This is a genomic window from Tsukamurella sp. DT100 (genome assembly GCF_049844855.1).
Classification (GTDB): domain Bacteria; phylum Actinomycetota; class Actinomycetes; order Mycobacteriales; family Mycobacteriaceae; genus Tsukamurella.
Window position 1 is genome coordinate 341,429 of record NZ_JBNCLV010000001.1, and the last position, 25,144, is coordinate 366,572.

Below are 25,144 nucleotides of genomic sequence, written 5' to 3' on the forward strand. Positions count from 1 at the left end.
GGGTCCCCGGAAGGGGACCCGCCTGGGTCGCGTCACGCTCCCCCTGCTCGCACTCGCGTGCGTGGCACTGCTGTTCGCCTCGCTGATGACCGGCGAGTACCACATCACCCTCGCCGGACTCCTCGCCGGCGACGACGAGATGTGGCGCATGTTCTTCATCTCCCGCGTCCCCCGCACCGCGGCCCTGGTCTTCGCGGGCCTCGCGATGAGCTTCTCCGGCGTGATCATGCAGCGGCTCACGCAGAACCGGTTCGTCGAGCCGACCACCGCCGGCACCGCCGAGTGGGCGGGCCTGGGCGTGCTGCTGTGCATGCTCTACATCCCCGGCGCATCGCCGATGGTCCGGATGATCGCCGCCACGGCGACCGCGTTCCTCGGCACCCTCGTCTTCCTCGGCTTCATCTCCCGGATCCGGGCCCGGCGCTCCGCGATCGTGCCGCTGGTGGGCCTCATGCTGGGCGCCGTGGTCAGCGCCATCACCACCTATCTGGCGATCGGCGCCAACCTGTTGCAGGCCGTGGTGAGCTGGCGCTCCGGCGGTTTCGCGCACATCGTGCGCGGCTTCTACGAGCCGCTGTGGGCCGTCGCGATCATCGCCGTGGCGACCTTCCTGTTGGCGAACTACTTCACCATCGCGGGGCTCGGCAAGGACGTGGCGACGTCGCTCGGGCTGCGCTACGGGCTCACGATGGGCATCGGCGTCACCATGGTGGCGCTGGCCTCCGGCGTCACCAGCGTGGTCGTCGGCTTCATCCCGTTCCTCGGCCTCGTGGTGCCGAACATCATCAGCGCGCTGCGCGGCGACGACGTGCGCAGCGGACTCCCCTGGGTGGCCGTGCTCGCCACCGTCCTCATCGTGGGCTGCGACCTCATCGGCCGGGTCGTGGTGCGCCCCATGGAGATCCCCGTGTCCGTGATCATGGGCGTGGTCGGCGCCGTCACGTTCCTGTCCATCCTGCTCACGAGGAGGAACCGTGTCGCTCTCTGAGGCCGTCTCGGCCCCCGCGGTGGCCGGGAGTACGAGCCGCGTGGGCTGGCGCGCCCGGATGGCGATCGCCGCCACGCTCGCCACGGCGTGCCTCGCCGTCTACCTGCTGATGCGCACCGGCGCGGACGACGTGCTGCGCTGGGACTTCCAGTTCGGGCTGTCGTTCGAGCGGCGCCTGCGCACCGCCACCGCCATCCTCATCGCCGCCTTCTGCGGCGCCCTCTCGACGGTGCTCTTCCACACCGTGACGCACAACCGGATCCTGACGCCGCAGATCATCGGGCTGGACTCGCTGTACGTGCTGATCCAGACGGTGGGCGTGTACATCGTGGGCGGCAAGTTCGTCGACAACGGGGATTCGGTGCCGCAGTTCGTCGCCCAGACCGCGGCCATGGTGATGTTCGCCGCCGTGCTCTACGGCTGGCTGTTCTCAGGCCGCTTCGCGAGCCTGTTCCTGCTGCTCCTCGCGGGCGTCGTGCTGGGCCTTGCCTTCCGCGCCTTCGCCGAGTTCCTGCAGCGCCTGCTCTCCCCCACCGAGTTCGACGCGCTCTCGATCAAGCTGTACGGCCGGCTCACCGCGGTGAACGCGGACCTGCTGCCGATCGCCGCCGTCACCTGCATCGTGGTGGGCGTCATCGTCTGGCGGCGACGCCGCGTGCTCGACGTGCTGCTGCTGGGCCGCGATCCCGCGATGGGCCTGGGGGTGAACCACCAGCGCGAGCTCACGCTGGCGCTGGTCCTCATCGCCGTCCTGGTGTCGATCAGCACCGCGCTCGTCGGCCCGATGATGTTCTTCGGCTTCATCATCGCCACGCTCGCCTACCAGCTGGCCGGCGACTGGCGGCACCGCGCGACGCTGCCGATGGCCTTCCTGCTCGGCGTGATCCTGCTCGCCGGCGGGCAGTTCATCCTGCACAACATCTTCTACGCCAACGGGATGCTCACGGTGATCATCGAGTTCGTCGGCGGAATCCTGTTCCTCGCCATGCTGTTCCGCCGAAGGGGGACGATGTGACCACCCAGAATCTGACCGAGACGATCCCGGCGATCGCGTTCACGGACCTCACCAAGACGTACGCCGAGACCGTCGTGCTGGGCCCGGTCTCCGGAGAGTTCACCCGCGGCGGCGTCACGGCGCTCGTCGGGCCCAACGGCGCCGGGAAGTCGACGCTGCTCACCATCCTCGGCCGCCTGCTGACGCCGGACTCCGGCACGGCGCTGCTCGAGGGCACCGACATCCGCACCATGAAGCCGACGGAGGTAGCGCGCAAGCTCGCCATCCTCCGGCAGGAGAACGGCGTCAACGCCCGCCTGACGGTGCGCGACCTCGTCGCCTTCGGCAGGTTCCCGCACAGCCGCGGCCGGATGACGGCGGAGGACGTGCGGCACGTCGACGAGGCCCTGGGCTTCCTGGGGCTGACGGAGCTCTCGGACCGCTTCCTCGACGAGCTCTCGGGCGGCCAGCGCCAGCGCGCCTACGTCGCGATGACCCTCGCGCAGGACACCGACGTGATCCTGCTCGACGAGCCGCTCAACAACCTCGACATGCGCCACCAGGTGGGCATGATGCGGCGCCTGCGCCGCGCGGCCGACGAGCTGGGCAAGACGATCATCCTGGTGGTGCACGACCTGAACTTCGCGGCCGCCTACTCGGACCGCATCGTGGCGCTGAAGAACGGCACCATCGCGGCGTCGGGCGCACCGTCGGAGATCATGACCGGCGAGCTGCTCACCGAGATCTTCGAGACCCCCGTCGCCGTGCACGTCCTGGAGGGCGGCCCCGTGGCCGTGTACGCGGGGCTGTAGCCGCGGGATCCCCAGGATCAGCGGGGTCGCAACCCTGGCGGCGGGCGCGCGACGGGGGCAGGCTGCTGGCATGGTCTCCAGGCTCCCCGTCGACGTGGGCGTCGCGCTGTGGCAGCGCGCGGACGCGGTCGACCACGTCGGCGACATCGTCGACCAGGCGCGCACCGTGCACGGGCTCGGCGTGCCCGCGGTGTGGTTCGGTCAGCGCCAGGACCACGACGCGCCGACGCTCGCGGCCGTGGTCGGCGCGCAGGTTCCGGGCCTGCGGGTCGGCACCTCGGTGGTGCCGCTGGGTCCACGTCACCCGCTCGTGCTGGCCGGCCAGGCGCAGACCGCGAACGCCGCGAGCGGAGGCCGGTTCACGCTCGGCGTCGGGGTCGCCGGACCCGACCGCGACCGGCCGACCTTCGGCGTCGGCGTGGACCGCCCGATCGGTCACCTCCGCGAGGCGCTCGCCGTGCTCGACGACTTCCGCGCGACGGGCGTCGTCGACCACGCCGGCGATCAGGTGATCGCGCGCACCGCGGCACCGTCGGCGATCGCGGGCGGCGGTGGCTTCGGGCTCCTCGTGGCGGCCCTGGGCGAGCAGTCCCTGCGTGCGGCGGGCGAGCTCGCGGACGGCACGATCCCGTTCCTCACGGGGCCGCGGACCATCGCGGAGCGCATCGTCCCCGGGCTGCTCCAGGGCTCCGGCGGCGCCCCGCGCCGAGTGGTGGCCGGGGTGGTCGTCGTGGTGACCGACGAGGCAGACCGGGTCCGGGACGCCGTGCGGCCGGCCCTCGACTTCTACGCGACGGTGCCGTCGTACCGATCGGTGTTCGGGGCGGAGGGGATCGCCCACCCGATCGAGCTCGCCGTCATCGGCGACGAGGAGTACGTCGGGCGGCGGCTGAGCGAGTACGTCGACGCGGGCGCCACCGAGATCTTCGCCACGCAGACCGATCTCGGCGGCCCCGAAGATCAACGCCGCACCTGGAACCTGCTGGGCGCGCTGAGCCGCGACCGAAGCGCGGGCTGACGCCCGGCCCTTCACTAGACTGGCGGGGATGTCCGGATCAGTTCAGTCCGCGCTGCGCGGCTACAGCACGTTCCTCCGCTCGCCCGAGGGGCGCCCCGCCCTGCTCGGGCTCGTCGGCGCCGTCCTGACGACCGTGGGCAGCTTCGGCGCCGGCGCGATCCGTGTGCACGACACCACCCTCGAGGCGGCGCACCTGTCGTGGCTGCGCTTCGGCCACGGCCTGGTGCTGAGCTCGATCCTGTTCTGGACGGGGATCGCGCTGCTGGTGATCGCGTGGATCCGGCTGGGCCGCGCCGCGCTGGGCGGCCGGCTGCAGGTCCCGCAGGTCGCCGGCACCGTCGCCCTGTGGATCGTGCCACTACTTGTGGCCGTCCCCCTGTACTCGCGCGACGCCTACTCCTACCTCGCGCAGGGCGCGCTGCTGCGCGACGGCTTCGACCCGTACGTGGACGGCCCCGTCGTGAACCCGAACGGCCTGCTCGACGACGTGAGCGGCATCTGGACCACGACCACCGCACCCTACGGCCCACTGTTCATCCTCATCGCCAAGTGGATCACGCAGCTGTGCGGCGACAACGTGCTCGCCGGGGTCATCGCGCTGCGGCTCGCCATGCTCCCGGGCATCGCCCTCTCGGTATGGGGCGTGACGAAGCTGGCCCGGCACTTCGGCGCCAAACCCGCCGTCTCGCTGTGGTTCGCGGTGCTCAACCCGCTGGTCGTCGTGCATCTCGTGGGCGGCGTGCACAACGAGACGCTCATGGTGGGCCTCATGGTGGCCGGGATCGCGCTCGTCCTCGACCGGCGGCACCTGTTCGGGGTCGCGGTGATCGTGACCGCGGTCGCCGTCAAGGGCACCGCGGCGATCGCACTGCCCTTCGTTGTGTGGATCTGGTTCCACCACCGACGCGAGACGAACCCGCAGGAATCGCCCGCGAAGGCCTTCGGCGCGGTGCTGGCCGCCTCGGTGGGTGCCTTCGTCGCGCTGTTCGCGGCGTTCACCGTCATCGCCGGCGTCGGGCTGGGGTGGATGACGGCGCTCGCCGGCTCGATCAAGATCATCAACTACATCACCCTGCCGACCGCGCTCGCGCAGATCACGGCCTTCCTCGCGGCCCCGTTCACGGACCTGCACCTGGCGCCGATCCTGGTGGTGACCCGCGCCCTCGGCATCGTTCTGCTCGCGCTCACCCTGGTGGTGCTGTGGTGGCGGTTCCGGCAGAACGAGCGGCGCAACGTGATGGGCATCCTGCTGGGCCTGCTGGCCGTGTGCGTGCTCTCCCCCGCGTCGCTGCCCTGGTACTACACGTGGCCGCTGGCGGTGGCGGGCGCGTTCACCTGGTCGCGGCGCACGCTGGCGATCATCGCGGGCCTGTCCGTGTGGCTCATGGTGGTCTTCATGCCCACGGGGTCCATCGGCCTGTACTCGCTGTGGAACGTCGCGCTGGCCGTGGCGCTGGGCGCGCTGGCCGGCTGGTCCCTGCTGGGCCCTGACCCGCTCAAGGTGCGGCCGAAGCTCGGCCTCGCACCCGCGGTGTAGGCGCGAGCTCCGCGAGAGCGGGCGGGCAGGCGTAGGAACGGACCTGCCCAGCCGGAAGTGGTGACGTGTCGCCTGGAACGGGCTATGCGGCATACCGCGAATGCGCAGGTCAGAGCGTCGCGATGACGTGGAGCTATGCGGATTCGGCATACCGAGCATCGCTCGGCGGTCCGAGCGCGGCACCCGTCGGCCCTCCGCGCAGCCCCGCCCGCGCCGAGCATCGCCGCACCCACCCGACACGTCGTTCCCCGACGTGTCGGTGCTCGGGGCTACCGTCCGGACATGTCGGATATCGAGCGGTTCCGGGTGGTCGCGACACTCGCCCGGACGCGCAGCATGAACATGGCCGCACGCGCGCACGGGATCGCGCAGTCCACCGTGACGCGGTACGTCTCCGCGACCGAACGCACGCTGGGGTTCGCGTTGTTCGAGCGCGGGCCGGGCGGCGCCTCACCGGCGCCGGCCGGTCTCCCGGCGCTCGCGATCATCGAACGGATCGTCGCGGACATCGACGAACTGAACGCGCTGAGCGGCACTGCGCGGCGGTCCGTCACCATCAGCCGTACCGCCGAGATCGGCCTACCCGACCATCTGGAGGGCAAGATCACGCGATGGAACCGGGAGCGCGAGCTGCAGATCCACCAGGTCATCGTGGACGACCCGGTCGCGGCGCTGCGCTCCGGCGAGTCCGATCTCGCCGTCGCCCTGGTGACGGGGCCGCGACTCGACGGGTTCGAGGCCGTTCCAGTGCGGGTGTGGTCCCGGAGCCGGCGGGTCGAACTGTTGAACCGGCCGGACGTGAGGCCGCAGGCCCGCGCGGTTGTCGACCACTTGTCATGAGCCCCAGAGCTATGCGGTTTCGGCATACCCTACGTAGCAGAAGTGCACCCTGAACTGCACATATCCGGGTATGCAACATCCGCATACCCTGCAAGGACGAGCACACTCGACGTCGTTCCTCGGGAGCGCGGAGATCCGCCGCGCCCGCGCCGGCCGGATCCGGGCGTCGCTAGAACGCCATCGACTGCGCGCGACGGATCATCTCGCGCGCGGAGTCCGTGTGCAGCAGCTCGGCGGGGCAGTCGTTCAGGTCGTCCTGCGGCTCGAACAGCCAGCGCAGGATCTCCTCCTCCTCGAAGCCGCCGTCGCGCAGCACGCTGAGCAGACCGGTGAAGTGCTTGGCGATGGAGAAGCGCCCGTCGACCTCGCCGAAGAACAGCCGAGGGACGTGGAAGTCGCCGCCGCGCCGGACGGCGATCAGCTGCCCGTCCCGCAGCAGCTGCAGAACCTTCGACTGCGACACGCCGAGACCCTTCGCAACCGTGGCGAGGTTGTAGGTCGCGGTGCCCTCGGGCAGCAGATCGTCGCTGAGATAGGGGACGGAGCTCACCGTCACACTGTACCCAGCCCGCGGATTCGGCCCATCCACCCCCGGGGTCGCTAGGCTGAACTGTCGATACCGCACGCACCGAGAGGACCCCGAGAAGGTGAACACCCCGCGCGACCCGCTGATCGGTGCCCGCATCGAGGGCCGCTACCGCATCGATGCGGTGATCGCGCGTGGCGGCATGTCCACCGTCTACATGGGCCTCGACCTGCGGCTCGACCGGCCCATCGCGATCAAGGTGATGGACCCGAAATACGCGGCCGACGCCCAGTTCGTCTCGCGCTTCGAGTTCGAGGCGCGCGCCGTCGCCAAGCTCAAGGACCCCGGCCTCGTCGCCGTCTACGACCAGGGCGTCGACGGTGAGCTGGCCTTCCTCGTGATGGAGCTGGTCACCGGCGGCACCCTGCGCGAGCTGCTCGGCGAGCGCGGACCGATGCCGCCGCACGCGGTGGCGGCCGTCATGGGCCCCGTGCTCACCGCGCTGGGCACCGCGCACCGCGCCGGCCTGGTGCACCGCGACGTGAAGCCCGAGAACGTCCTCATCTCCGACGGCGGCGAGGTCAAGGTCGCCGATTTCGGCCTCGTCCGCGCCATCGCGGCCGCGTCCGTGACCAGCTCGTCGGTGATCCTCGGCACAGCGGCCTACCTCTCGCCGGAGCAGGTGGAGTCCGGCAACGCCGATGCCCGCTCCGACGTGTACTCCAGCGGCATCCTCGTGTACGAGTTGCTCACCGGCCAGGTGCCCTTCACCGGCGACACCGCGATCTCGCTGGCCTACCAGCGCCTGCACAACGACGTGCCGCGGCCCGGGGCCGCGATCGCCGGGGTGCCGCCGGAGTTCGACGAGTTCGTCGCCCGCGCGACCGACCGTGATCCGGCGCGCCGCTACGTCGACGGTTTCGCCATGGCCGAGGCGCTCAGCGCGATCGCCGAGGACCTCGATCTGCCGCCGTTCACCGTGCCCGCGCCGCAGTCCAGCGCCGAGCAGCGCGCCGCCGCCGCGATGTACGCGCAGCGCGGCGAGCCCCTGATCCCTGCTGCGGCCGAGCCCACCGGTGCGCTCATCGCCGGCCAGCCGGTGCCCGGTTCCGGACAGCCCGGTCCCGCGCGGCCCGGCCAGGCGACGCAGGGCGCCCCGCCCGTGGTGCCGGCGCCCACCCTCTCCCAGCCCGCCGTACCGCCGACCCCGGTGCAGCACACCCGCGCCGAGACCATGCACGAGCCGCTGCCGTCCGAGACCGCGTCGCAGCCCTGGACGCCGCCGCGGAAGAACCGCGCGAAGTCGTGGATCATCGTCGCGCTCATCGCCGTCGTCTCGCTGCTGCTCGCGTTCGGGGGTTGGTGGCTGGCGTCCGGGCAGTACACGACGGTGCCCAACGTGACCGGCATGGACCGCGCGGCGGCGGAGAAGTCGATCAAGGACGCCGGCCTCGACGTCGAGCTGGCGGGCACCTACAGCAACGACATCACCGAGGACACGATCACCCGCGTCGACCCGTCCGCGGGCAGCCGGATCAGCCGCTTCGGCACCGTCACCATCGAGTACTCGCGGGGCAGGCCGACCGTCCCCCAGTTCCGCCCCGGCGACAGCCCGGAGAACGTCGAGAAGCAACTGCGCGACAGCGGCCTCGTGCCCAAGCGCGGCCCCGCGCAGTTCAGCCGTGACATCGCGCAGGGCGGCGTCATCGGCCTCTCGCCAACGCCCGGCACCCGCGTCGCCGTCGGTGCGACGGTGACCGTCGTCGCCTCCGCCGGCAACCAGCCCGTCGACATCCCCGACGTGCGCGGTAAGACCCCCGAGGAGGCGACGGCGCTGCTGCGCGCGGCGGGGCTCACGGTCAAGGAGACCCAGCAGCAGTTCGACTCCGGGACCGAGGCCGGGAAGGTCTTCGGCACGGACCCGTCGGGGCAGGTGAACAAGGGCGGCAGCGTTACGCTCCTCGTCTCCAACGCGCTGACGGTGCCCGACGTGATCGGCAAGACGTCCACCGAGGCGCAGCAGCTGCTGCAGCGCGCGGGCCTGGTCGCCGAGCTCACGGGCGAGACCGGCTCGGGCTCCGTCGTAACCTCGACGAGCCCGTCCGCGGGCGGCCGCGTCGACCCGGCGAACAAGCGCGTCACCGTCACCATGGCCTCCCGCGTGACGGTCCCCTCGGTGACCGGGATGAACGTGGGCCAGGCGCGCTCCGTCCTGCGCGACGCCGGCTTGCAGGTCAAGGTCAACGGCATCTTCGCCTCGGACAAGTCGCAGGTCATCTGGCAGGACCCGGGCGGGGGCACGCGCGTCCAGGCCGGTTCGACGGTGACCGTCACGGCCCTGCCGTGACGCCCGGGAACCGTCGATGAGCAGCCCCGCGCCGTTCGATCCCGGCTTCGTGCCCGACGCCGCGACGCTGGCGCAGGCGCGCCGCATGCGCGACGAGCTGACCCGCTTCCTCATGGAGTACCAGTTCGCCGTGAAGGAGGTGCTCACCAAGGTGACGATCCTCCGCGAGGAGTTCCTGCAGCTGCACCGGTACAACCCGATCGAGCACGTCACCTCGCGGATCAAGAAGCCCGAGAGCATCGTCAAGAAGGTCTCGCGCCGCGGCATCGCGCCCGAGCTGCCGCTGATCCGCGAGGCGATCACCGACATCGCGGGGATCCGGATCACGTGCAGCTTCATCGCCGACACCTACCGGATCCTCGAGACCATCACCGCGCAGGACGACGTGCGCGTCGTCGTGGTCAAGGACTACATCGCGGAGCCGAAGGCCAACGGCTACAAGAGCCTCCACGCGATCATCGAGATCCCCGTCTTCCTCTCCACCGGCCCCGTGCACGTGCCGGTGGAGCTGCAGATCCGCACCATCGCCATGGACTTCTGGGCCAGCCTGGAGCACAAGATCTTCTACAAGTACGACGGTGCCGTCCCCGCCCATCTGCAGGACGAGCTTTCCGCGGCCGCGGCCATCGCCGAGCAGCTGGACCGGCGCATGGAGCAGCTGCACTCCCAAGTGCACGGCGAGCACGACGCCGCCGTCGCGGCCGACCGCGACGCCGCGGAGACCGAACTCGCGGGCGACGAGCTGCTCGGCCGCCTGCTCAAGCTCGCCCAGCAGGCGCCGGCGAAGGACTGATCCCCGGCGCGGCCCCGGCCCGCCGGATAGCGTGGGCGCCATGAACCGGACCTCCGTCCTCACCCGCGCGGTCGCCCTCGCCGCAGTCGGCGCAGTCACCCTCGCCGGCTGCACCTCGACCTCCTCCGACGGTGCGCCGACGTCCTCCGCGGCGTCCTCGTCCGCCGCGGCGCGCGGCGTCGCGAGCCAGGTGGCGGCGCTGCTCGCGGAGGCGAAGGACGCCTTCGACAATCCCACCCGCACGTCCACCGCGGGCAACACCGACAAGACCGTCGACAACATGGCGGTCGTCGAGCAGAAGCTGCTCGAGGCCTCCGCGCTCGCGCCCTACCGCGCCGACCTCCTCTTCAGCGCCGCCTCGGCGCGGATCGCGCAGAAGAACGTCCCCGGTGCCCTGGAGCTGTACCGCAAGGTCCTGGCCTTCGCGCCGGACGACGACGACGCGCACACCTACCTCGCGGTATGGAACCGCTTCCTCGGCGACGCCGCGGGCTCGGCCGCCGAGGTCGAGCAACTGCGCCGGGTCGCGCCCGACCGGGTTCCCGAGGTCGAGGCGCTGTTCGCCGCGATCGAGTGGGCCGTCGCGTACACCCTGACCGACTCGTCGCCACGGATCGCGCCGCCGACCACCGGCATCGTCGTGCTCGGCTACGCGCTGAAGAAGGACGGCACGATGGACGCGCCGCTGATCCAGCGCCTGGAGAAGGCCCTGGAGGTCGCGCGGGCCCTTCCCGCGGCGCCGATCGTGGTCACCGGCGGCGTGGAACAGGCCGGCAAGACCGAGGGCGCGCTGATGAAGGACTGGCTCGTCGAGCGCGGCGTCGACGCCGCGCGGATCACGGACGAGAACTTCGCCCGCACCACCGTCGAGAACGCGCTGTACAGCTCGTACGCGCTCGCGACGAAGAGGGTCGAGCACGCGATCGTGGTGAGCTCGGCGAGCCACGTGCGGCGCGGCACCGTCGACCTGATCCTGGCTGCGCGGGAGAACCTGCCCGCGACCTTCACGGCGAGTTCCGTGGCGGCCGTGGACAAGCCGCTCGCCGACCTGGTGACACCGTCCACGGACGAGCTGCGCAGCATCTACCGCGACGCACTGAGCACGATCGGCCTGTGGAGCTACCGCAGCGCGCCGCTGTTGCAGCGCTGAGGCCTCACCCGCGGAGTACGCCCCGCAGGTCGTCGAGGACCGCCGGGTTCTCGATGGTCGACGGGACCGCCTCGTCGCGGCCCTCGGCGATGGCGCGCATGCTGCGGCGGAGGATCTTGCCCGACCGCGTCTTCGGCAGCGCCGCGACGATCGCGACCTCCTTGAGCGCGGCGACGGCGCCGATCGTCTCGCGCACCTGCTGCACGATCTCGGCGCGCACCGCGTCGTGGTCCCAGTCGCCGCCGGCCTTGAGCGCCACCAGCGCCCGCGGCAGCTGCCCCTTGAGCTGGTCCGCCACGCCGATCACCGCGCACTCCGCGACCGCCGGGTGCCCGGCGATCGCCGCCTCCAGCGCGCCGGTCGAGAGGCGGTGGCCCGCCACGTTGATCACGTCGTCCGTGCGGCCCATGACGAAGAGGTAGCCGTCCTCGTCGAGGTAGCCGCCGTCGCCGGTGAGGTAGTTGCCGGGGAACGTCGAGAGGTACGAGTCGATGTACCGGTGGTCGGCGCCCCACAGCGTCGGCAGCGTGCCGGGCGGCAGTGGCAGCGAGATCACCACGGCGCCTTCGGCGCCCGCGGGCACGTCCTGCCCGGCGTCGTCGACGATCCGCACCCCGAACCCTGGCACCGGGACGGTGGCGCTGCCCGGCTTGACCGGCATGGGCTCCACGCCGCGCAGGTTGGCCGCGATCGGCCAGCCGGTCTCGGTCTGCCACCAGTGGTCGATCACCGGCACGCCCAGCTTCGCCGCCGCCCACTCGTACGTGTCCGGGTCGAGCCGCTCCCCCGCCATGAACAGCGTCCGCAGGCCGGAGACGTCGGAGCGCGTGAGGAACTCGGCGTCCGGGTCCTCCTTGCGGATGGCGCGCAGCGCGGTCGGCGCGGTGAACAGGTTGCTCACGCCGTGCCGCTCGATCACCCGCCAGAAGGCGCCCGCGTCGGGGGTGCCGACGGGCTTGCCCTCGTAGACGACGGTTGTCGCCCCGATCAGCAGCGGCGCGTACACGATGTAGCTGTGGCCCACGACCCAGCCCACGTCCGACGCCGTCCACCACACCTCGCCCGGGTGCGCGTCGTAGATCGCCCGCATCGAATAGGCCAGCGCCACCGCGTGTCCGCCGTTGTCGCGCACGACGCCCTTGGGCTTACCGGTGGTGCCGGAGGTGTAGAGGATGTACAGCGGATCGGTGGCCTTCACCGCGACCGGGTCGGCGGGCTGCGCCGCCGCCTCCGCCGCGGCCCAATCGTGGTCGCGCGGGCCCAGTTCCGCCGTCAGCTGCGGGCGCTGCCACACCACCACGGCGTCCGGCTTCGCCGTCGCCGCATCGATGGCCGCGTGCACGATCGGCAGGTACGGCAGCACCTTGGAGCCCTCGAGCCCGCACGACGCGGTGACGATCGCCTTCGGCTGTGCATCGTCCAGGCGCGCCGCCAGTTCCGGCGCCGCGAAGCCGCCGAAGACCACCGAGTGCACCGCCCCGATCCGCGCGCAGGCGAGCATCGCGATCACCGCCTCGGTGATCATCGGCAGGTACACCACCACCCGGTCGCCCTTGCCCACGCCGAGGCCGGCGAGCACGCCCGCGAACTTCGCGACCCGCTCCAGCAACTCCGCGTAGGTGAGCGTGTGCACCTCGCCCGTGATCGCGGAGTCGTGGATCACCGCGGGCTGATCGCCGCGCCCGGCGGCGACGTGCCGGTCCACCGCGTTCACGCAGGTGTTCAGCTCCGCGTCCGGGAACCACCGGTACAGCGGCGCGTCCGCGTCGTCGAGGACCCGCGACGGCGGGACGATCCAGTCGATCGCGGCGGCCTGCTCGGCCCAGAACCCCTCGGGATCGGACATACTGCGGCGGTACTCGTCGGCGTAGGCACCCATGTACGCATGGTCCCAGGACCCGGGCCGCACGGTCAGGCGATTCCCCCGATTGTGGCCCGCGCCCTCTCGTCCGCGCCTCCGGAACCCGAGCGCCGGCACACCGCCCTTGCTAGCCTCGACGCAGCAGTGGTTCCGGGTGCACCTGGGAATGGATGATGCTATGACACAGAACGATTCCCCTTCGCCCCGGCGGTGCGCGGCGGACGTCATGCCCGCCGAGGACCTCCGCGCCATCGAGCGGTCCGACTCGGTCCGCTCGCTCCTGACCATCCGGTTCCACGGCGGCCTGGTGGGGGTCCTCCTGCCGGTGGCGCTGATCGCGGTCGACTTCCTGGCCCTCGGCGAAGGCTGCCTGCGCGTGCGCGACTCGCTGAGCGCGTACTACCACTCCGGCGCGCGCGACGTCTTCGTCATCGGGCTCGGCATCGTCGGCTTCCTGCTGTTCTCGTACAAGCTCGACCGGCGATCGGTGGCGAACGCGGCGAGCACCGTGGCCGGCGTCGCGGCCGTGCTCGTGGCGGTCTTCCCGACGAAGCTGCCCGACCCGATCCCCGTCGGCGAATGCGGCGCGGGATCGGCATTCCCCCTGCCCACGCCCCTCCAACAGCGGCTGCCCTTCGACACGTCGGTCGTGCACTTGAGCGCCGCAGCCGTGGTGTTCGGCATGTTCGTCCTCATGTGCGTGCTGACGGCGTTGCACGACCGCCGGAACCCGTTCCTGCGGCCGGCGGTCGCGCCGGCCGGGAGCGGGCGGCTCACTCGCCTCCTCGCGCAGGTGTCGAACCGGCTCGACTGGCGGTTCCACCTCGGGTGCGCGCTGACCATCGTCGTGATCGGCGGCCTGTGCCTGCTCGCCTCCTGGACCCGCACGACGCTGCCCCTGCACTTCGGCCCGCTGTGGGTGGCCGAGGTCGTCGGCATCTTCGCGTTCTCGGCGTCGTGGTTCGTCAAGGGCCTGGACGACATGTTCTTCCGCCGCGAGCCGTGGTCGCGGCGGGAGATGTCCGACATCCGGATGGCCGTCGCGCGCGGCGAGTCCCTCACCGTGACGCCCGGCGACGGCGACTGGCCCCCGGCGGGCGAGTCCGCGGTCCGGGAGCTCCGCTACCTCGTGTGATCAGCCGCGGAGCATCTCCGCGACCAGGAACGCCAACTCCAGCGACTGCTGGGTGTTCAGGCGCGGGTCGCAGGCGGTCTCGTAGCGGCCGGCGAGATCCGCATCGGAGATGTCCTGCGCTCCGCCGAGGCACTCGGTGACGTTCTCGCCCGTGAGCTCGACGTGGACGCCGCCCGGGTGCGAGCCGATCGCGCGGTGCACCTCGAAGAAGCCCTGCACCTCGTCGACGATGCGGTCGAAGTGGCGGGTCTTGTAGCCCGTCGAGGACTCGTGGGTGTTGCCGTGCATCGGATCGCACTGCCAGATCACCTTGTGGCCCGTCGCCTCGACGGCCTCGACGATCGGCGGCAGCGCGGTGCGCACGTTGCCGTTGCCCATGCGGGAGATCAGGGTGAGCCGGCCCGGCTTGTTGTGCGGGTCGAGCTTCTTCACGTACTCCACCGCCAGCTCGGGCGTGGTCGTCGGGCCGATCTTCACGCCGATCGGGTTCTGGATCAGCTCCATCAGGGCGATGTGGGCACCGTCGAGCTGGCGGGTGCGCTCCCCGACCCAGAGGAAGTGCGCCGACAGGTTGTAGAGCACTTGCTGGGCCTCGGGGTCCTCCGGGTCGTCGGCCAGGCGCAGCAGGCCGCGCTCGTAGTCGAGTACCAGCGCCTCGTGGCTGGAGAAGATGGTGGCGGACTTGAGGTTCCGGTCCTCGACGCCGCACGCGGCCATGAACCGCAGCCCGCCGTCGATCTCGGCGGCGAGCGCCTCGTACCGGGCGCCGGCGGGCGAGTTCGCGACGAACTCACGGTTCCACTCGTGCACCTTGTGCAGGTCGGCCATGCCGGATCCGGTGACGGCGCGCACCAGGTTCATCGCCGCGCTCGCGTTGGCGTAGGCGCGGATCAGGCGCGACGGGTCGTGCTTGCGCACGGCCTCCTCCGGCGGGAAGCCGTTGACCATGTCGCCGCGGTAGCTGGTCAGGCCCAGGGCGTCGGTGTCCGAGGAGCGCGGCTTGGCGTACTGGCCGGCGATGCGCGCGACCTTGACCACCGGCATGGACGCGCCGTAAGTCAGCGCGACGGCCATCTGCAGCAGGGTGCGGATGTTCGCGGCGATGTGCGGCTCGGTGTTGTCGACGAAGGTCTCGGCGCAGTCGCCGCCCTGCAGCAGGAAGGCGCGGCCCAGCGCGACCTCGGCCAGCTGGTCCTGCAGCGACTGGATCTCCGGCGGCACGGTGATCGGCGGCACCGACTCCAGCACCGTGCGCATCGCGTCCGCCTGCTCCCGCGGCCAGCTCGGCTGTTGCAGCGCCGGCTTGGCCAGCGCGTCGTCGAGGCGCTCGCGCAGGTCACCCGGGAGAGCGGGGAGCTTGGGGAGGGTATCGATGGGGACGTCGACGGTCCAGTTCACTGCCACGTGAGCAAGATTACGCCGGGTCTATCCGCCCGTGATCGCCCGGTACTTGGCGAGGTTGTGCCGGGCGTCGGCCAGGGCGTCGTGGGCGTCCGACGGTGCGGCGGGCAGGTGCGGCCGGCCTTGCTCGTCCCACAGCTGCTTGAGCTCGCGGGTGAACCGCGGCATGGACCGGGGCAGCGCCGTCATCGGCCCCCAGAGCTGGCACAGCGCGACGTGATCGTAGGCGGCGACCCAGGCCCACAGCTCGATGTCGCCGGGGCCGGCGGTGAGGAAGTCGAGCACACCGTCGCGGATCGCGGCGCGCGACTGCCACGACTTGCTCGCGGGCGGCGGCAGCTTGGGCAGTACGTTGGCGCGCACCCACGGCCCGGCGCGCTCCGGGTCGAACTCGGTGGAGACCGCGTAGAACTCGCGCCCGTCCTCGCCGACGATGCCGATCGAGACCAGGTCTATGACCCTGCCGTCCTCAATGAATTCCAGGTCATAGAAGTAGCGCATGGGCAGTCAGGCTACGCGGCGCCGGCCTCGCGCTCCTCGCCCGGGACGACGACGCCGTCCTTCACGTCCTGCGCGTAGACGTCCACGTACGGCTGGCCGGAGAGCTTCATCAGCTCGTACATCACCTCGTCGGTGATGGCGCGCTCGATGAACCGGTTACCGGACATGCCCTCGAACCGGGAGAAGTCCAGCGGCTTACCGATGCGGATCTGCACCTTCGTGGGATGCGGCAGCGTGGAGCCGGGCGGGTTGAACTTCTCGGTGTCGACCATCGCGACGGGGATGATCGGGGCGCCGGTGTCCAGCGCCATGCGGGCCATGCCCGTCTTGCCCTTGTACAGCCGGCCGTCGGGGCTGCGCGTGCCCTCCGGGTACAGCCCGAGGAGCTGGCCGTCCTGGAGCGCGCCGACGCCGGCGTTGAGCGCGTCCTGCGCCGCGCTCGCGCTGCCGCGCTTGATCGGGATGCAGCCGACGGAGGAGAAGAACCACTTCTTGAAGGCGCCCTTGAGGCCCTTGCCGGTGAAGTACTCACTCTTCGCGAGGAACTTGATGGGCCGGGGCACCATGAGCGGCAGGAAGAACGAGTCCATCACCGCGAGGTGATTGCTCGCGAGGATCGCGGCGCCGTCCTTCGGCAGGTTCTCGACGCCGACCACGCGCGGGCGCCCCAGCAGGCGCAGTACCGGTCCGATCAGGACCCACTTGAAGACCATCCACCACATGTGACCAGCTCCTGATCCCCGACCCGACGTGCTGCGTCTCACTCTACCGAGGCCGCGCGGACGGCGCCGCGCGATCAGCCGCGGACAGCGTCCCGCGCGAGCGCGGCGGCGCCGAGCATTCCGGCACGTTCGCCCAGCTCCGTCGCGCGGATGCGGGCCTTGCGGCGGTACCTACCGCCGGTGAGCTGCTGCGCGTAGTGGTCCCGGGCGTCGTCGAGGAACAGTCGCGACGAGGCGCCCACGCCGCCGGAGAGCACGATGAGGTCCGGGTCGAAGACGTCGCTGACCATCGCCAGGCCCACACCGAGCCAGCGCGCCAACTCCCCGACCGCCTCCTGCGCGACGGGGTCGCCGGCCTCCGCGGCGGCCGCGACCTTGCGCCCCGTCAGCGAGCCCGGGTCGTCGGCGAGCTCCCGCGCGAGCAGCACGCCCCGCGAGCCCTGCCCGCCCATCAGGTCGATCGCGGTCTCCACCAGGGCGGTTCCGCTGCAGTAGCGCTCCCAGCACCCGCGCTTGCCGCACTCGCACGGCCGACCGTCGGGCACCACCTGCAGGTGGCCGAGTTCCGGCGCGACCCCGTAGGCCCCGCGGTAGAGCTCGCCGTCGATGAGCAGGCCCGCGCCGATGCCGGTGCCGAGTGCGACGACGCACGTGACGCGCGACTGCCGGGCCGGACCGTGGACGAACTCGGCCCACGCCGCGGAGTTCGCGTCGTGCTCCATGACCACCGGCAGGCCGATCCGTTCGGTCATCTCGGCGGGCACCGCCGCGTCGCGCCACGGCAGGTGCGGGGCGAACGCCACCGTCCGGCGCGTGGGGTCCAGGAAGCCGGCGACGGCGAGGCCAACGGCCTTCACGTCGTGCTCCACGCACAGCTCCTGGACCACGCGGTCCAGGCAGCGTTCCAGGGCGCGGGCGCTGCGCGGGGTCTCCGCCCGCGCCGTGTCGACGACGGTGCCGTCGTCCGTCACGACGCCCGCGCGGACCGAGGTGCCGCCGATGTCGATGCCGATCGTCAGCGTCATGCGGGAGGGTCCTCCTCGGAGGAGTTGAGCCGGACGTCGATGCGCTCGTACCCGCTCGCCTGCGACGAGGGAGCGGGGGCCTCGGCGGTGGGCGCCTCGGGGTCGACGGGGGCCTCGCCCCCGACGGTGGCGAAGTAGTCGGCGGCCACGGCCGCCGCGGCGATCCGCGCGCTGCCCAGCAGTTCCTCGGCGAGCCGCAGCAGGTCGGCGAGCACCTCGTCGGCGAACTGGCCGAAGGACTTCGACGCCTCGGCGGCGAAGGGCTCGATGTGCCGGCCGACGGCGCCGCCGAGCGCGCACAGCCGACACGCGCCGGGCTCGCCGTCCGGGTGCGCGGAGTGCTCGGCGAGGGCCGCGGCGATCCACGGGCGGGCGGTCTCGAACAGCCGGGCCGCGGAGGCGAGGAACTCCTCGGAGGGATCGGGGGCCGGATCAGCCACGGGGCCACACCTCCGGATCGGGGACGAAGGTCACGCGCAACTCCCCTTCCTCGTACGTGGCGCCCGCAACGACGCAGCGGCGCAACACAGACGGTAGCCGGATCCGGCGCCGCACACCCTGGGCTTCGACGACGACGTCCTCCTCGACGCGGCCCAGCCCGATCGTCGCGGGGTCGACCAGCGGCAGCGCGACGGCCCACTCGTACCGCGCGTCGAGTCCCGCGCCGCCCAGCGAGCGCACCTCCGGCACGGGCACGACCGCGGGCGCGGCGTCGAGGATCGCGTCCGCGTCCCACTCCACCGCGGCGGTGGCGGCCGGCGTCAGGACGGGCTCGAGCGCCTCGGCGGCCTCGACGACGGGGCGGTCGAGCACCGTCGCCACCTCCGCGAGGGCCTCCCGCGCATCGTCCTGCGCAGCCACCCGGGACCGGACCAGTCGCACCGCCGGGTGCGGCAGGTCCAGCGCGAACCGGTCGTCGACCGTGATCAGCCGGTTGAGCACGAGCGCCACCGGACGCAGCCCGAGCACCTCCAGCGCGGCCAGTTCCTCCCGGGCGCGGGCCGGGCGGCCGGAATCGCCGGTCACGACGTGCACCAGCTCGAGCGCCGACCGATCCGCGACGAACGCCGCCAGCTGGTCGGCGAGGCCCGCAAGCGGCTCGGCGAGCAGCAGCGCGGCGAGCGCGCCCGCGGCGGGGCCGGAGGTGGGTCCGGAGAGCCGGACGTGCCGCGGCCACACCCGCTCCAGGTAGGCGGCCAGCGACGACGGGGCGGTGAGCAGCGAGACGAGGCCGTCGAAGGCCGGCCCGTCGACGACGACGGTGCGGTACGCGCCGGAGTCCACGTGCCCACGGATCGCCCGGAGCACGAGGACGTGCTCCGCGTCGGCGAGGCCCGTCAGCTCGGGCGGCTCGAGCGCGAACGGGTCGAACCCGGACGAGCCCGCGTCGGCACCGTCGGCGAGCCCGCGACCGGCGCGGACGGTGGCGGACAGGCCCGCCCACCACTGCGCGAGCAGTTCGACGGGGTTGAGATGGACGTGGTCGAACGGCCCCGTCCCGTCCGCCAGGAGCGGATCGACGACCCGCCCGACGGTGACGAGCAGGGTGCGTCCGTGGCCGGCGGCGCGGGTGGCCAGTGCCGTCGCGAGGACCGTCCGGCCCGCTCCCCCGGCCCCGGACACCAGCAGCAGGCGGGGCGCGGTGCCCTCCCCGGACATCAGGATTGCGCCGCCGACTCGCCCTCGACGTGGCGCTTGAGCTCCTTGAGGGCGGTGTCGGTGATCGCCTTCTCCGCCTTGCGGCGGAGCATCCCGAGCATCGGGATCTGCAGCGTCACCTCAAGGGTGTACGTCACGGTGGTGCCGGCACCGTCGGCGGTCGGGGTCAGGTCGTACCGGCCGTGCTGGGTGCTCTGCAGCGTGCTCGCCGCGAGGTCCCACTCGACGGACCGGCCGCCGGGCGCCCACCGGTACTCGAGCTCGTAGGTGTCGCGGAGGAAGCCCTCCTCCAGCACGAACCGCACGCGCCGGGGCTGCCCGTCCTGGGTGGTCTCGAGGACGGTGACCTCGCGCGCCGCGGAGACCCACTCGGGGTAGCGGTCGAAGGCGGAGATCGCGGCCATGATCCGCTCCGGCGGCGCCGCGATGACGATGGATTCGCGGGTGCGCTCCGCGTCAGACACGCTCCACCTCCCCGACGGCGGGGCCGCCCAGGACGCGGCCGTTCTCGGCGGTGAACTTCACGTCGAACATGACGTCGTGCCCGCGGACCCGGCGCTCGCGCACGTCGGCGACGATCTGCTCGGGGGTCATGGGCGCCTTCGGCTCGGCGTGCAGGAAGTAGTGCAGCAGGCTCCCGTCGAGGTGCGGCTCGATCCAGAACTCCGAGGTCCCGGTGACGGGACCGTCGACCTTCCAGCGGATCCCGAGATCGCCCCGGTCCTCGGTGACGGTCATACGCAGGTCGGGGAACCAGCCGCGCCACCGCTGCGCGCCCGCCATCGCGGCGGCCACGGCACTCGGGTGGGCGGCGACGAACGCGACGTCGGCCACTTGGATGGTGCTCACCTCCTAAGCTTCACACATCCGGCCGCGGGGCGGACGGTGCCGGGTCGGTTCGGGCCCGGAACGCACCCCGAGCAGCGGTGTAAGGTTCACCACAACACCACCGTTTGCGACCCGGAGGATTCGTGCGCGAGATCAGCGTTCCCGCCAACTACACCATCGACCCCTCGGCCTCCACGGTCGACGTCGTCTTCGATGTGGCCCGCACGGACCCAGACAGCGTCCGGATCAAGCGCCTGGTCGCGGGTACCTGGGAGCCGGTGACCTCGAAGCAGTACGAGCAGGAGATCCTCGGCGTCGCCAAGGGCCTCGTCGCGCAGGGCGTGAAGCCGGGCGACCGCGTCGCGCTGGTCTCGTCCACCCGGTACGAGTGGCCGCTCATCGACTTCGCGATCTGGGCCGTCGGCGCGGTCACCGTGCCCGTCTACGAGACCAGCTCGTCGGGCCAGATCGACTGGATCCTCGAGGATTCCGACGCGGTCCTCATGATCATCGAGGGCGCCAAGCAGGCCGCCGAGGTCGCGGAGCTGACGGGCCTGCACAATGTGCAGCGCGTGCTGCAGATCGACCCCACCGACGGCGACCCGGGCGCCGTCGCGACGCTCACCGCCGAGGGCGCGGAGATCACCGAGGACCAGGTCCACGCCGGCCGCGCCGACGTGAAGGCCGAGGACCTCGCGACGCTGATCTACACCTCCGGCACCACCGGCCGGCCCAAGGGCTGCGAGCTGACCCACTCCAACCTGATGAGCGAGGCCGAGGCGATCCTCAGCTCGCCGTTCGGCGACGCGATCCGCGGCGGCTCCAACGTGATGTTCCTGCCGCTCGCCCACGTGCTGGCGCGCGCCGTCAACATCGCCTGCTTCAAGGGCGGCGCGCTGGTCGGCCACTTCAACGACACCAAGAACCTGGTGCCGCAGTTCTCCATCTTCCAGCCCACGCTGATCCTCTCGGTCCCGCGCGTCTTCGAGAAGGTCTACGCCTCGGCGCAGCAGAGCGCCGTGGACGGCGGCAAGGGCAAGATCTTCGACGCGGCCGTACAGACCGCGATCGAGTACAGCCAGGCGCAGGACACCGGCGGCGCCGGCCTGATCCTCAAGGCGAAGCACACCCTCTTCGACAAGCTGGTCTACGGCAAGCTCAAGGCCGCGCTCGGCGGGAACTGCAAGGTCGCGATCTCGGGCGGCGCTCCCCTGGGCGCGCGGCTCGGCCACTTCTTCCGCGGCGTGGGCGTCACCGTCATGGAGGGCTACGGCCTCACCGAGACCACCGCGGCCATCACCGTGAACGTCGCGGGCGCGCAGAAGATCGGCACCGTCGGGCGGCCGCTGGCCGGGCAGGCCGCGAAGATCGCCGAGGACGGCGAGATCCTGCTCAAGGGCTCCGTGGTCTTCCGAGGCTACTGGCACAACGAGGAGGCCACCAAGGCCTCGATCGAGGACGGCTGGTTCCACACCGGCGACTTGGGTTCGATCGACGACGACGGCTACCTGTCGATCACCGGCCGCAAGAAGGAGCTGATCGTGACCGCGGGCGGCAAGAACGTCTCCCCCGCCGGCCTCGAGGACGCGCTGCGCAGCAACCCGCTGATCTCGCAGGCCATGGTCGTGGGCGACGCGCAGCCGTACATCGCGGCGCTGGTCACCATCGACCCGGAGGCCTTCCCGCAGTGGAAGGCCGCGAACGGCAAGCCGGGGTCGGCGACCGTCACGGACCTGCGCAACGATCCCGACCTGGTGGCCGAGATCAACAAGGCCGTCGCGGCCGCCAACGAGACCGTCTCCAAGGCCGAGGCCATCAAGAAGGTCCGCATCCTGCCCGAGGACTTCTCCGAGGAGACCGGCGAGATGACGCCGACCATGAAGGTCAAGCGGAACGTCGTCTCGCAGAAGTACGCCGACGACATCGCCGAGCTGTACGCGAAGTAGTCCCTCGAACAACGAACCGCCGCACCGGATCCCGGTGCGGCGGTTCTGTTCTCCGGGACGACGGTGCGACCGCGCAGCTTCGGTGCACGTCGGCGGCGACGCGCCGGTCCGCGGCCGCAGGATCCCACCGAAGATCGCTCGGCGGTCAGTTCAGAGGTGGATCAGTACGGGTTCAGCAGGGTCTGGAGGCGGTGGCCGAGGCGGCGCCAGTCGAAGTGCTCGGCCACCAACTCGCGCCCGCGGGCGCCCATCTTCGCGGCCCGATCGGGATCGGCGAGGAGGCCCGCGACCGCGTCGGCGATCGCCTCGACGTCGCGGCCGGGCACGACGTGGCCCGACTCTCCCTCCCACACGGTCTCGGGCGCGCCGCCGGAATCGCCCGCCACCACGGGCTTCCCCGCCGCGGAGGCCTCGAGGAAGACGATGCCGAGCCCCTCCACGTCGAGGCCGGCGCCGCGGGTGCGGCACGGCATGGCGAAGACGTCGCCCACGTTGTGATGCGCGGCGAGCTCGTCGAACGGGACCGTCCCAGTGAAGATGACCTGCTCCTCGACGCCGGTCTCCCGCGCGAGCGTGTGCAGCGTGTCCGCGTAGGGCCCGCCGCCCACGATCAGCAGCTTGGCGCCGGGCACCTGCGTCCGGATGCGCGGCAGGGCGCGGATCAGCATGTCCTGTCCCTTGCGCGGCACGAGCCGCGAGAGGCACAGCACGACGGGCTCGTCCTCGCCGAGGCCGTAGCGGGCGCGCAGGGCCGAGCGGGCGGCATCGTCGGGCCGGAAGACGTCGCTGTCGACGCCGGGCGGGAGGTGCTCCAGCGCGGCGCGCGGGCCGAACGCGGCGGCGAACCGGCCGCGTGTGTACTTGCTGACGTACGTCGTCACGTCCGTGGTGTCGCCGATCCGGCGCAGGCAGGCGCGCGACGGCGGCAGCATCGACCAACCCACCTCGTGGCCGTGGGTGGAGGCGACGGTGCGCAGCGCGCCGGCGTCCTTGAGCGGGGCGCCCAGGAGCGCGAGCGGGGCCGCGGCGCCGAACCAGACGGTCTCGATGTCGCGGGAGCGCACCAGGTCCCGGGCGCGGGAGAACGCGTCGGGAGTCGGGATCATCAGGGTCGTCGGGTGGCGGACCACCTCGAAGGGCTGTGCGGCGTCGTATTCCTCGCTGCCGCGCCAGCGCGAGGCGTACACCACGAGCTCGTCGGCGGGCAGTTGCCGGACGAAGGCCTGGAGGTAGGTCTGGATGCCTCCGGGGCGGGGCGGGAAGTCGTTGGTGACCAGCAGCGTGCGCGGCATGGGTCAACCGTACTGGGCGCCCCCTCCCCGACCGCTCAGGGGCGCATCTCGTAAGCGCCGTCGTACGCCGCGACCTGGTCCCACACCCGATCGAAGGTCGCCTGGTCCGCGACGGGCCGGCGCACCGCGTCCAGCGCCCACTGCTGCTGGGCCGCAGTGGCTCCGGGCTTGCCGTACAGGCCGATGGCGTACGCCGAGAAGTCGCGGATCTGCACGTCGAAGATGCGGCTGAGCAGGCTGCGGTCGAGCCCGATGAGGGCGGCCTGCTCCAGGATCAGCTGGCCGTAGACCACGAGCGAGAAGAGATGCCCGACGTTGAGGACGAAGTCGAGGTCCTCGGCCTGCGCCTTGTCGGGCGCCGCGGTCAGCAGGAGCTCGCGCAGCGCCTTCGCCTGCTCGTAGAAGATCGCGACGTTGGGCTCGTCCGCCGCGGCCTCGTAGGCGGTCGTCCAGTCCGCGAACGGCACCTTGCTCGCGCCGCCCAGCGGCCCCTGGGCGAAGAAGAAGGCGTCGTCGGCGGCGTCGAGGCGGGTGCCGACCTCGGGGTACTCGGCCGGGTTGAGGAGGTAGTTGGGCATGTACTTGAGGATCTGCGCCACGTTCACGTGCACGGTGCCCTCGAGCCGCGGCATCCACCCGATGTACCGGTTGGCCTGGTGGAAGTACGTCGTCTTCTCGTAGCCCTTCGCCGCGATGACGTCGAGCAGCAGGGTCACGACCTTCTCCCCCTCGGAGGTGACCTTCGACTTCGTCATCGGGTTGAAAAGCAGGTACCGCCGGTCCTCCCGGCTGGCGCTGCGGAAGTAGTCGACAGAGCGGTCGCTGAACAGCTTCATCGCGGCGAGCCGGGCGTAGGCGTCGACGAAGTTGGCGCGCACGTGGCTGAAGTCGGTGACGGGGTGGCCGTACAGGATTCGATTGTTGGCGTGGGTGATCGCCTCGTACAAGGCGTGCTCCCCGATGCCGATCGCGCCGTGGCACAGGTTGAACTTGCCGACGTTGACGGTGTTCAGCGCGGCGGCGAAGGCGTCGGGGCCGGTGTGCAGGACGTCCTCAGCAGCCACCGGGTAGTCGTGCAGGGCGAACGTCGAGACGAACATCTGCGAGTGCACGACGTTGTCGATCAGCTCGTAGGCCGGATGGCCGCTGTCCGCGGCGAAGAAGACGTAGCCCTCCGGCCCTTCCACGTCCGCGCGCCGGCCGAACACCGAGACCATGCCGGCGACGTTGCCGTTGCCGATGTAGTACTTGGTGCCGGAGGCGGTGAAACCGCCGTCGCCCGTCGGGGTAAGGATCATGTCGGTGTCGTACACGTCGGCGCCGTGCGCCCGCTCGGAGAGCCCGAAGGCCATGACGCCGCCGTCGGCCAACTGGCGCGCGGCCTTCCGCTTGGCCTCCTCGTTGGCGCTCATCCAGATCGGCCCCAGGCCGAGGATGGTGACCTGCTCGGCGTACCAGTACGAGAGGCCGTAAAAGCCGAGGATCTCACTGAGCGCAGCGTTGCGGGCCCCGTCCCACCGGCGGTTCGGATCCCCGTCCGCGTAGGCCGCGGGCGTGAGGAACGTGGCGAACAGCTTCTCGCGCTTCTCGAACTCCAGGAAGTCCGCCACCCAGTCGGCATCGAGATCCGCCTGCAGGAGCCGTCGTTTGCCGTACGACTCGAAGAAGTCGACGGTGGCCCGCAGCAGTCGCCGGGTCTCCTCGTCGAAGTGCGCGTAGTCGGCGGTTTGCGGATTCAACAGGAAAGCGGCCATGGCTCACTGTAGCGC

At 71.5% G+C, this 25,144-nt stretch carries 23 protein-coding genes; 11 read left to right on the top strand and 12 right to left on the bottom strand.

Going from position 1 to position 25,144, the window contains the following annotated elements; all coding sequences use genetic code 11:
* Nucleotides 1-61: 61 nt before the first annotated feature.
* The 6 genes from ACLQ3K_RS01635 to ACLQ3K_RS01660 all read left to right on the top strand — a co-directional run bounded on the left by ACLQ3K_RS01635 (nt 62) and on the right by ACLQ3K_RS01660 (nt 6,189).
* The gene (locus ACLQ3K_RS01635) at nt 62-988 is read left to right on the top strand and encodes an ABC transporter permease (RefSeq protein ID WP_308011492.1); all 927 of its coding nucleotides are present in this window, start codon (nt 62-64) and stop codon (nt 986-988) included.
* Nucleotides 975-2,003: an iron chelate uptake ABC transporter family permease subunit gene (locus ACLQ3K_RS01640; RefSeq protein ID WP_224651893.1), complete on the top strand. Its 1,029-nt coding sequence runs from the start codon at nt 975-977 to the stop codon at nt 2,001-2,003. The genes ACLQ3K_RS01635 and ACLQ3K_RS01640 overlap by 14 nt, the downstream gene beginning before the upstream one ends.
* Complete coding sequence (locus ACLQ3K_RS01645) at nt 2,000-2,794, top strand: ABC transporter ATP-binding protein (RefSeq protein WP_224651895.1); 795 nt, start codon at nt 2,000-2,002, stop codon at nt 2,792-2,794. Before ACLQ3K_RS01640 ends, ACLQ3K_RS01645 begins: the two co-directional genes overlap by 4 nt.
* Before the next feature lie 70 nt (nt 2,795-2,864).
* On the top strand, nt 2,865-3,812 hold the full coding sequence (locus ACLQ3K_RS01650) for a TIGR03564 family F420-dependent LLM class oxidoreductase (protein ID WP_224651897.1): 948 nt from the start codon (nt 2,865-2,867) through the stop codon (nt 3,810-3,812).
* 28 nt (nt 3,813-3,840) lie between these two features.
* The gene (locus tag ACLQ3K_RS01655) at nt 3,841-5,349 is read left to right on the top strand and encodes an alpha-(1->6)-mannopyranosyltransferase A (RefSeq protein ID WP_224651900.1); all 1,509 of its coding nucleotides are present in this window, start codon (nt 3,841-3,843) and stop codon (nt 5,347-5,349) included.
* 282 nt (nt 5,350-5,631) lie between these two features.
* A complete protein-coding gene (locus ACLQ3K_RS01660; RefSeq protein WP_336671374.1) occupies nt 5,632-6,189 on the top strand; it encodes a LysR family transcriptional regulator in 558 nt (185 codons plus the stop codon).
* 169 nt (nt 6,190-6,358) lie between these two features.
* Here the strand turns inward: ACLQ3K_RS01660 and ACLQ3K_RS01665 are convergent, their stop codons facing one another.
* Nucleotides 6,359-6,739, bottom strand: a complete 381-nt coding sequence (locus tag ACLQ3K_RS01665) for an Rv2175c family DNA-binding protein (RefSeq protein WP_224651903.1) — start codon at nt 6,737-6,739, stop codon at nt 6,359-6,361.
* Between the two features lie 97 nt (nt 6,740-6,836).
* On the opposite strand from ACLQ3K_RS01665, the gene pknB reads away from it, so the two are divergent.
* The 3 genes from pknB to ACLQ3K_RS01680 are packed head-to-tail and all read left to right on the top strand — an operon-like array spanning nt 6,837 to nt 11,005.
* On the top strand, nt 6,837-9,062 hold the full coding sequence (pknB, locus tag ACLQ3K_RS01670) for a Stk1 family PASTA domain-containing Ser/Thr kinase (RefSeq protein ID WP_425996505.1): 2,226 nt from the start codon (nt 6,837-6,839) through the stop codon (nt 9,060-9,062).
* 16 nt (nt 9,063-9,078) lie between these two features.
* The gene (locus tag ACLQ3K_RS01675) at nt 9,079-9,855 is read left to right on the top strand and encodes a GTP pyrophosphokinase family protein (RefSeq protein WP_336671376.1); all 777 of its coding nucleotides are present in this window, start codon (nt 9,079-9,081) and stop codon (nt 9,853-9,855) included.
* A 40-nt stretch (nt 9,856-9,895) separates the two neighbouring features.
* Nucleotides 9,896-11,005, top strand: a complete 1,110-nt coding sequence (locus tag ACLQ3K_RS01680) for an ElyC/SanA/YdcF family protein (protein ID WP_425996507.1) — start codon at nt 9,896-9,898, stop codon at nt 11,003-11,005.
* A gap of 4 nt (nt 11,006-11,009) precedes the next feature.
* Here the strand turns inward: ACLQ3K_RS01680 and ACLQ3K_RS01685 are convergent, their stop codons facing one another.
* Complete coding sequence (locus tag ACLQ3K_RS01685) at nt 11,010-12,884, bottom strand: acetate--CoA ligase (RefSeq protein ID WP_425996509.1); 1,875 nt, start codon at nt 12,882-12,884, stop codon at nt 11,010-11,012.
* Between the two features lie 160 nt (nt 12,885-13,044).
* Here ACLQ3K_RS01685 and ACLQ3K_RS01690 point away from each other — a divergent pair, with 160 nt between their 5' ends.
* On the top strand, nt 13,045-14,001 hold the full coding sequence (locus ACLQ3K_RS01690; protein WP_425996511.1) for a hypothetical protein: 957 nt from the start codon (nt 13,045-13,047) through the stop codon (nt 13,999-14,001).
* On the opposite strand, the gene ACLQ3K_RS01695 is transcribed toward ACLQ3K_RS01690, so the two are convergent.
* The 8 genes from ACLQ3K_RS01695 to ACLQ3K_RS01730 form a co-directional block, all read right to left on the bottom strand.
* Entirely contained in the window at nt 14,002-15,399 is a 1,398-nt protein-coding gene (locus ACLQ3K_RS01695; protein ID WP_336671560.1) for a class II 3-deoxy-7-phosphoheptulonate synthase, read from the bottom strand. It abuts the gene before it with no gap.
* Nucleotides 15,400-15,426: 27 nt separating this feature from the next.
* Nucleotides 15,427-15,903: a polyadenylate-specific 3'-exoribonuclease AS gene (locus ACLQ3K_RS01700; RefSeq protein WP_259144395.1), complete on the bottom strand. Its 477-nt coding sequence runs from the start codon at nt 15,901-15,903 to the stop codon at nt 15,427-15,429.
* A gap of 11 nt (nt 15,904-15,914) precedes the next feature.
* Complete coding sequence (locus tag ACLQ3K_RS01705; RefSeq protein ID WP_425996514.1) at nt 15,915-16,625, bottom strand: lysophospholipid acyltransferase family protein; 711 nt, start codon at nt 16,623-16,625, stop codon at nt 15,915-15,917.
* 74 nt (nt 16,626-16,699) lie between these two features.
* Complete coding sequence (locus tag ACLQ3K_RS01710) at nt 16,700-17,650, bottom strand: ROK family protein (RefSeq protein ID WP_336671381.1); 951 nt, start codon at nt 17,648-17,650, stop codon at nt 16,700-16,702.
* Entirely contained in the window at nt 17,647-18,090 is a 444-nt protein-coding gene (locus ACLQ3K_RS01715) for a hypothetical protein (RefSeq protein WP_425996516.1), read from the bottom strand. The genes ACLQ3K_RS01710 and ACLQ3K_RS01715 overlap by 4 nt, the downstream gene beginning before the upstream one ends.
* On the bottom strand, nt 18,083-19,309 hold the full coding sequence (locus tag ACLQ3K_RS01720; RefSeq protein ID WP_425996518.1) for a hypothetical protein: 1,227 nt from the start codon (nt 19,307-19,309) through the stop codon (nt 18,083-18,085). Before ACLQ3K_RS01720 ends, ACLQ3K_RS01715 begins: the two co-directional genes overlap by 8 nt.
* Entirely contained in the window at nt 19,309-19,773 is a 465-nt protein-coding gene (locus ACLQ3K_RS01725; protein ID WP_336671384.1) for an SRPBCC family protein, read from the bottom strand. Before ACLQ3K_RS01725 ends, ACLQ3K_RS01720 begins: the two co-directional genes overlap by 1 nt.
* On the bottom strand, nt 19,766-20,158 hold the full coding sequence (locus ACLQ3K_RS01730; protein WP_425996520.1) for a hypothetical protein: 393 nt from the start codon (nt 20,156-20,158) through the stop codon (nt 19,766-19,768). The genes ACLQ3K_RS01725 and ACLQ3K_RS01730 overlap by 8 nt, the downstream gene beginning before the upstream one ends.
* Nucleotides 20,159-20,280: 122 nt before the next feature.
* Between ACLQ3K_RS01730 and ACLQ3K_RS01735 the strand changes: the two genes are divergently transcribed.
* Nucleotides 20,281-22,083, top strand: a complete 1,803-nt coding sequence (locus tag ACLQ3K_RS01735; RefSeq protein ID WP_425996522.1) for an AMP-dependent synthetase/ligase — start codon at nt 20,281-20,283, stop codon at nt 22,081-22,083.
* A gap of 161 nt (nt 22,084-22,244) precedes the next feature.
* On the opposite strand, the gene ACLQ3K_RS01740 is transcribed toward ACLQ3K_RS01735, so the two are convergent.
* Nucleotides 22,245-23,375 (bottom strand): glycosyltransferase family 4 protein, encoded by a 1,131-nt coding sequence (locus ACLQ3K_RS01740; RefSeq protein ID WP_336671387.1) that lies wholly within the window; start codon nt 23,373-23,375, stop codon nt 22,245-22,247.
* A gap of 35 nt (nt 23,376-23,410) precedes the next feature.
* A complete protein-coding gene (locus ACLQ3K_RS01745; RefSeq protein WP_336671388.1) occupies nt 23,411-25,129 on the bottom strand; it encodes an acyl-CoA dehydrogenase family protein in 1,719 nt (572 codons plus the stop codon).
* Nucleotides 25,130-25,144 lie beyond the last annotated feature (15 nt).

Bases quoted from the DNA above. Each gene is read 5' to 3' on its own strand.
- ACLQ3K_RS01655 (WP_224651900.1), top strand. From the start codon at position 3,841: ATGTCCGGATCAGTTCAGTCCGCGCTGCGCGGCTACAGCACGTTCCTC.
- ACLQ3K_RS01660 (WP_336671374.1), top strand. From the start codon at position 5,632: ATGTCGGATATCGAGCGGTTCCGGGTGGTCGCGACACTCGCCCGGACG.
- ACLQ3K_RS01720 (WP_425996518.1), bottom strand. From the start codon at position 19,309: ATGTCCGGGGAGGGCACCGCGCCCCGCCTGCTGCTGGTGTCCGGGGCC.
- ACLQ3K_RS01685 (WP_425996509.1), bottom strand. From the start codon at position 12,884: ATGGGTGCCTACGCCGACGAGTACCGCCGCAGTATGTCCGATCCCGAG.
- ACLQ3K_RS01705 (WP_425996514.1), bottom strand. From the start codon at position 16,625: ATGTGGTGGATGGTCTTCAAGTGGGTCCTGATCGGACCGGTACTGCGC.
- ACLQ3K_RS01700 (WP_259144395.1), bottom strand. From the start codon at position 15,903: ATGCGCTACTTCTATGACCTGGAATTCATTGAGGACGGCAGGGTCATA.
- ACLQ3K_RS01680 (WP_425996507.1), top strand. From the start codon at position 9,896: ATGAACCGGACCTCCGTCCTCACCCGCGCGGTCGCCCTCGCCGCAGTC.
- ACLQ3K_RS01675 (WP_336671376.1), top strand. From the start codon at position 9,079: ATGAGCAGCCCCGCGCCGTTCGATCCCGGCTTCGTGCCCGACGCCGCG.
- ACLQ3K_RS01745 (WP_336671388.1), bottom strand. From the start codon at position 25,129: ATGGCCGCTTTCCTGTTGAATCCGCAAACCGCCGACTACGCGCACTTC.
- ACLQ3K_RS01650 (WP_224651897.1), top strand. From the start codon at position 2,865: ATGGTCTCCAGGCTCCCCGTCGACGTGGGCGTCGCGCTGTGGCAGCGC.
- ACLQ3K_RS01710 (WP_336671381.1), bottom strand. From the start codon at position 17,650: ATGACGCTGACGATCGGCATCGACATCGGCGGCACCTCGGTCCGCGCG.
- ACLQ3K_RS01740 (WP_336671387.1), bottom strand. From the start codon at position 23,375: ATGCCGCGCACGCTGCTGGTCACCAACGACTTCCCGCCCCGCCCCGGA.
- ACLQ3K_RS01690 (WP_425996511.1), top strand. From the start codon at position 13,045: ATGACACAGAACGATTCCCCTTCGCCCCGGCGGTGCGCGGCGGACGTC.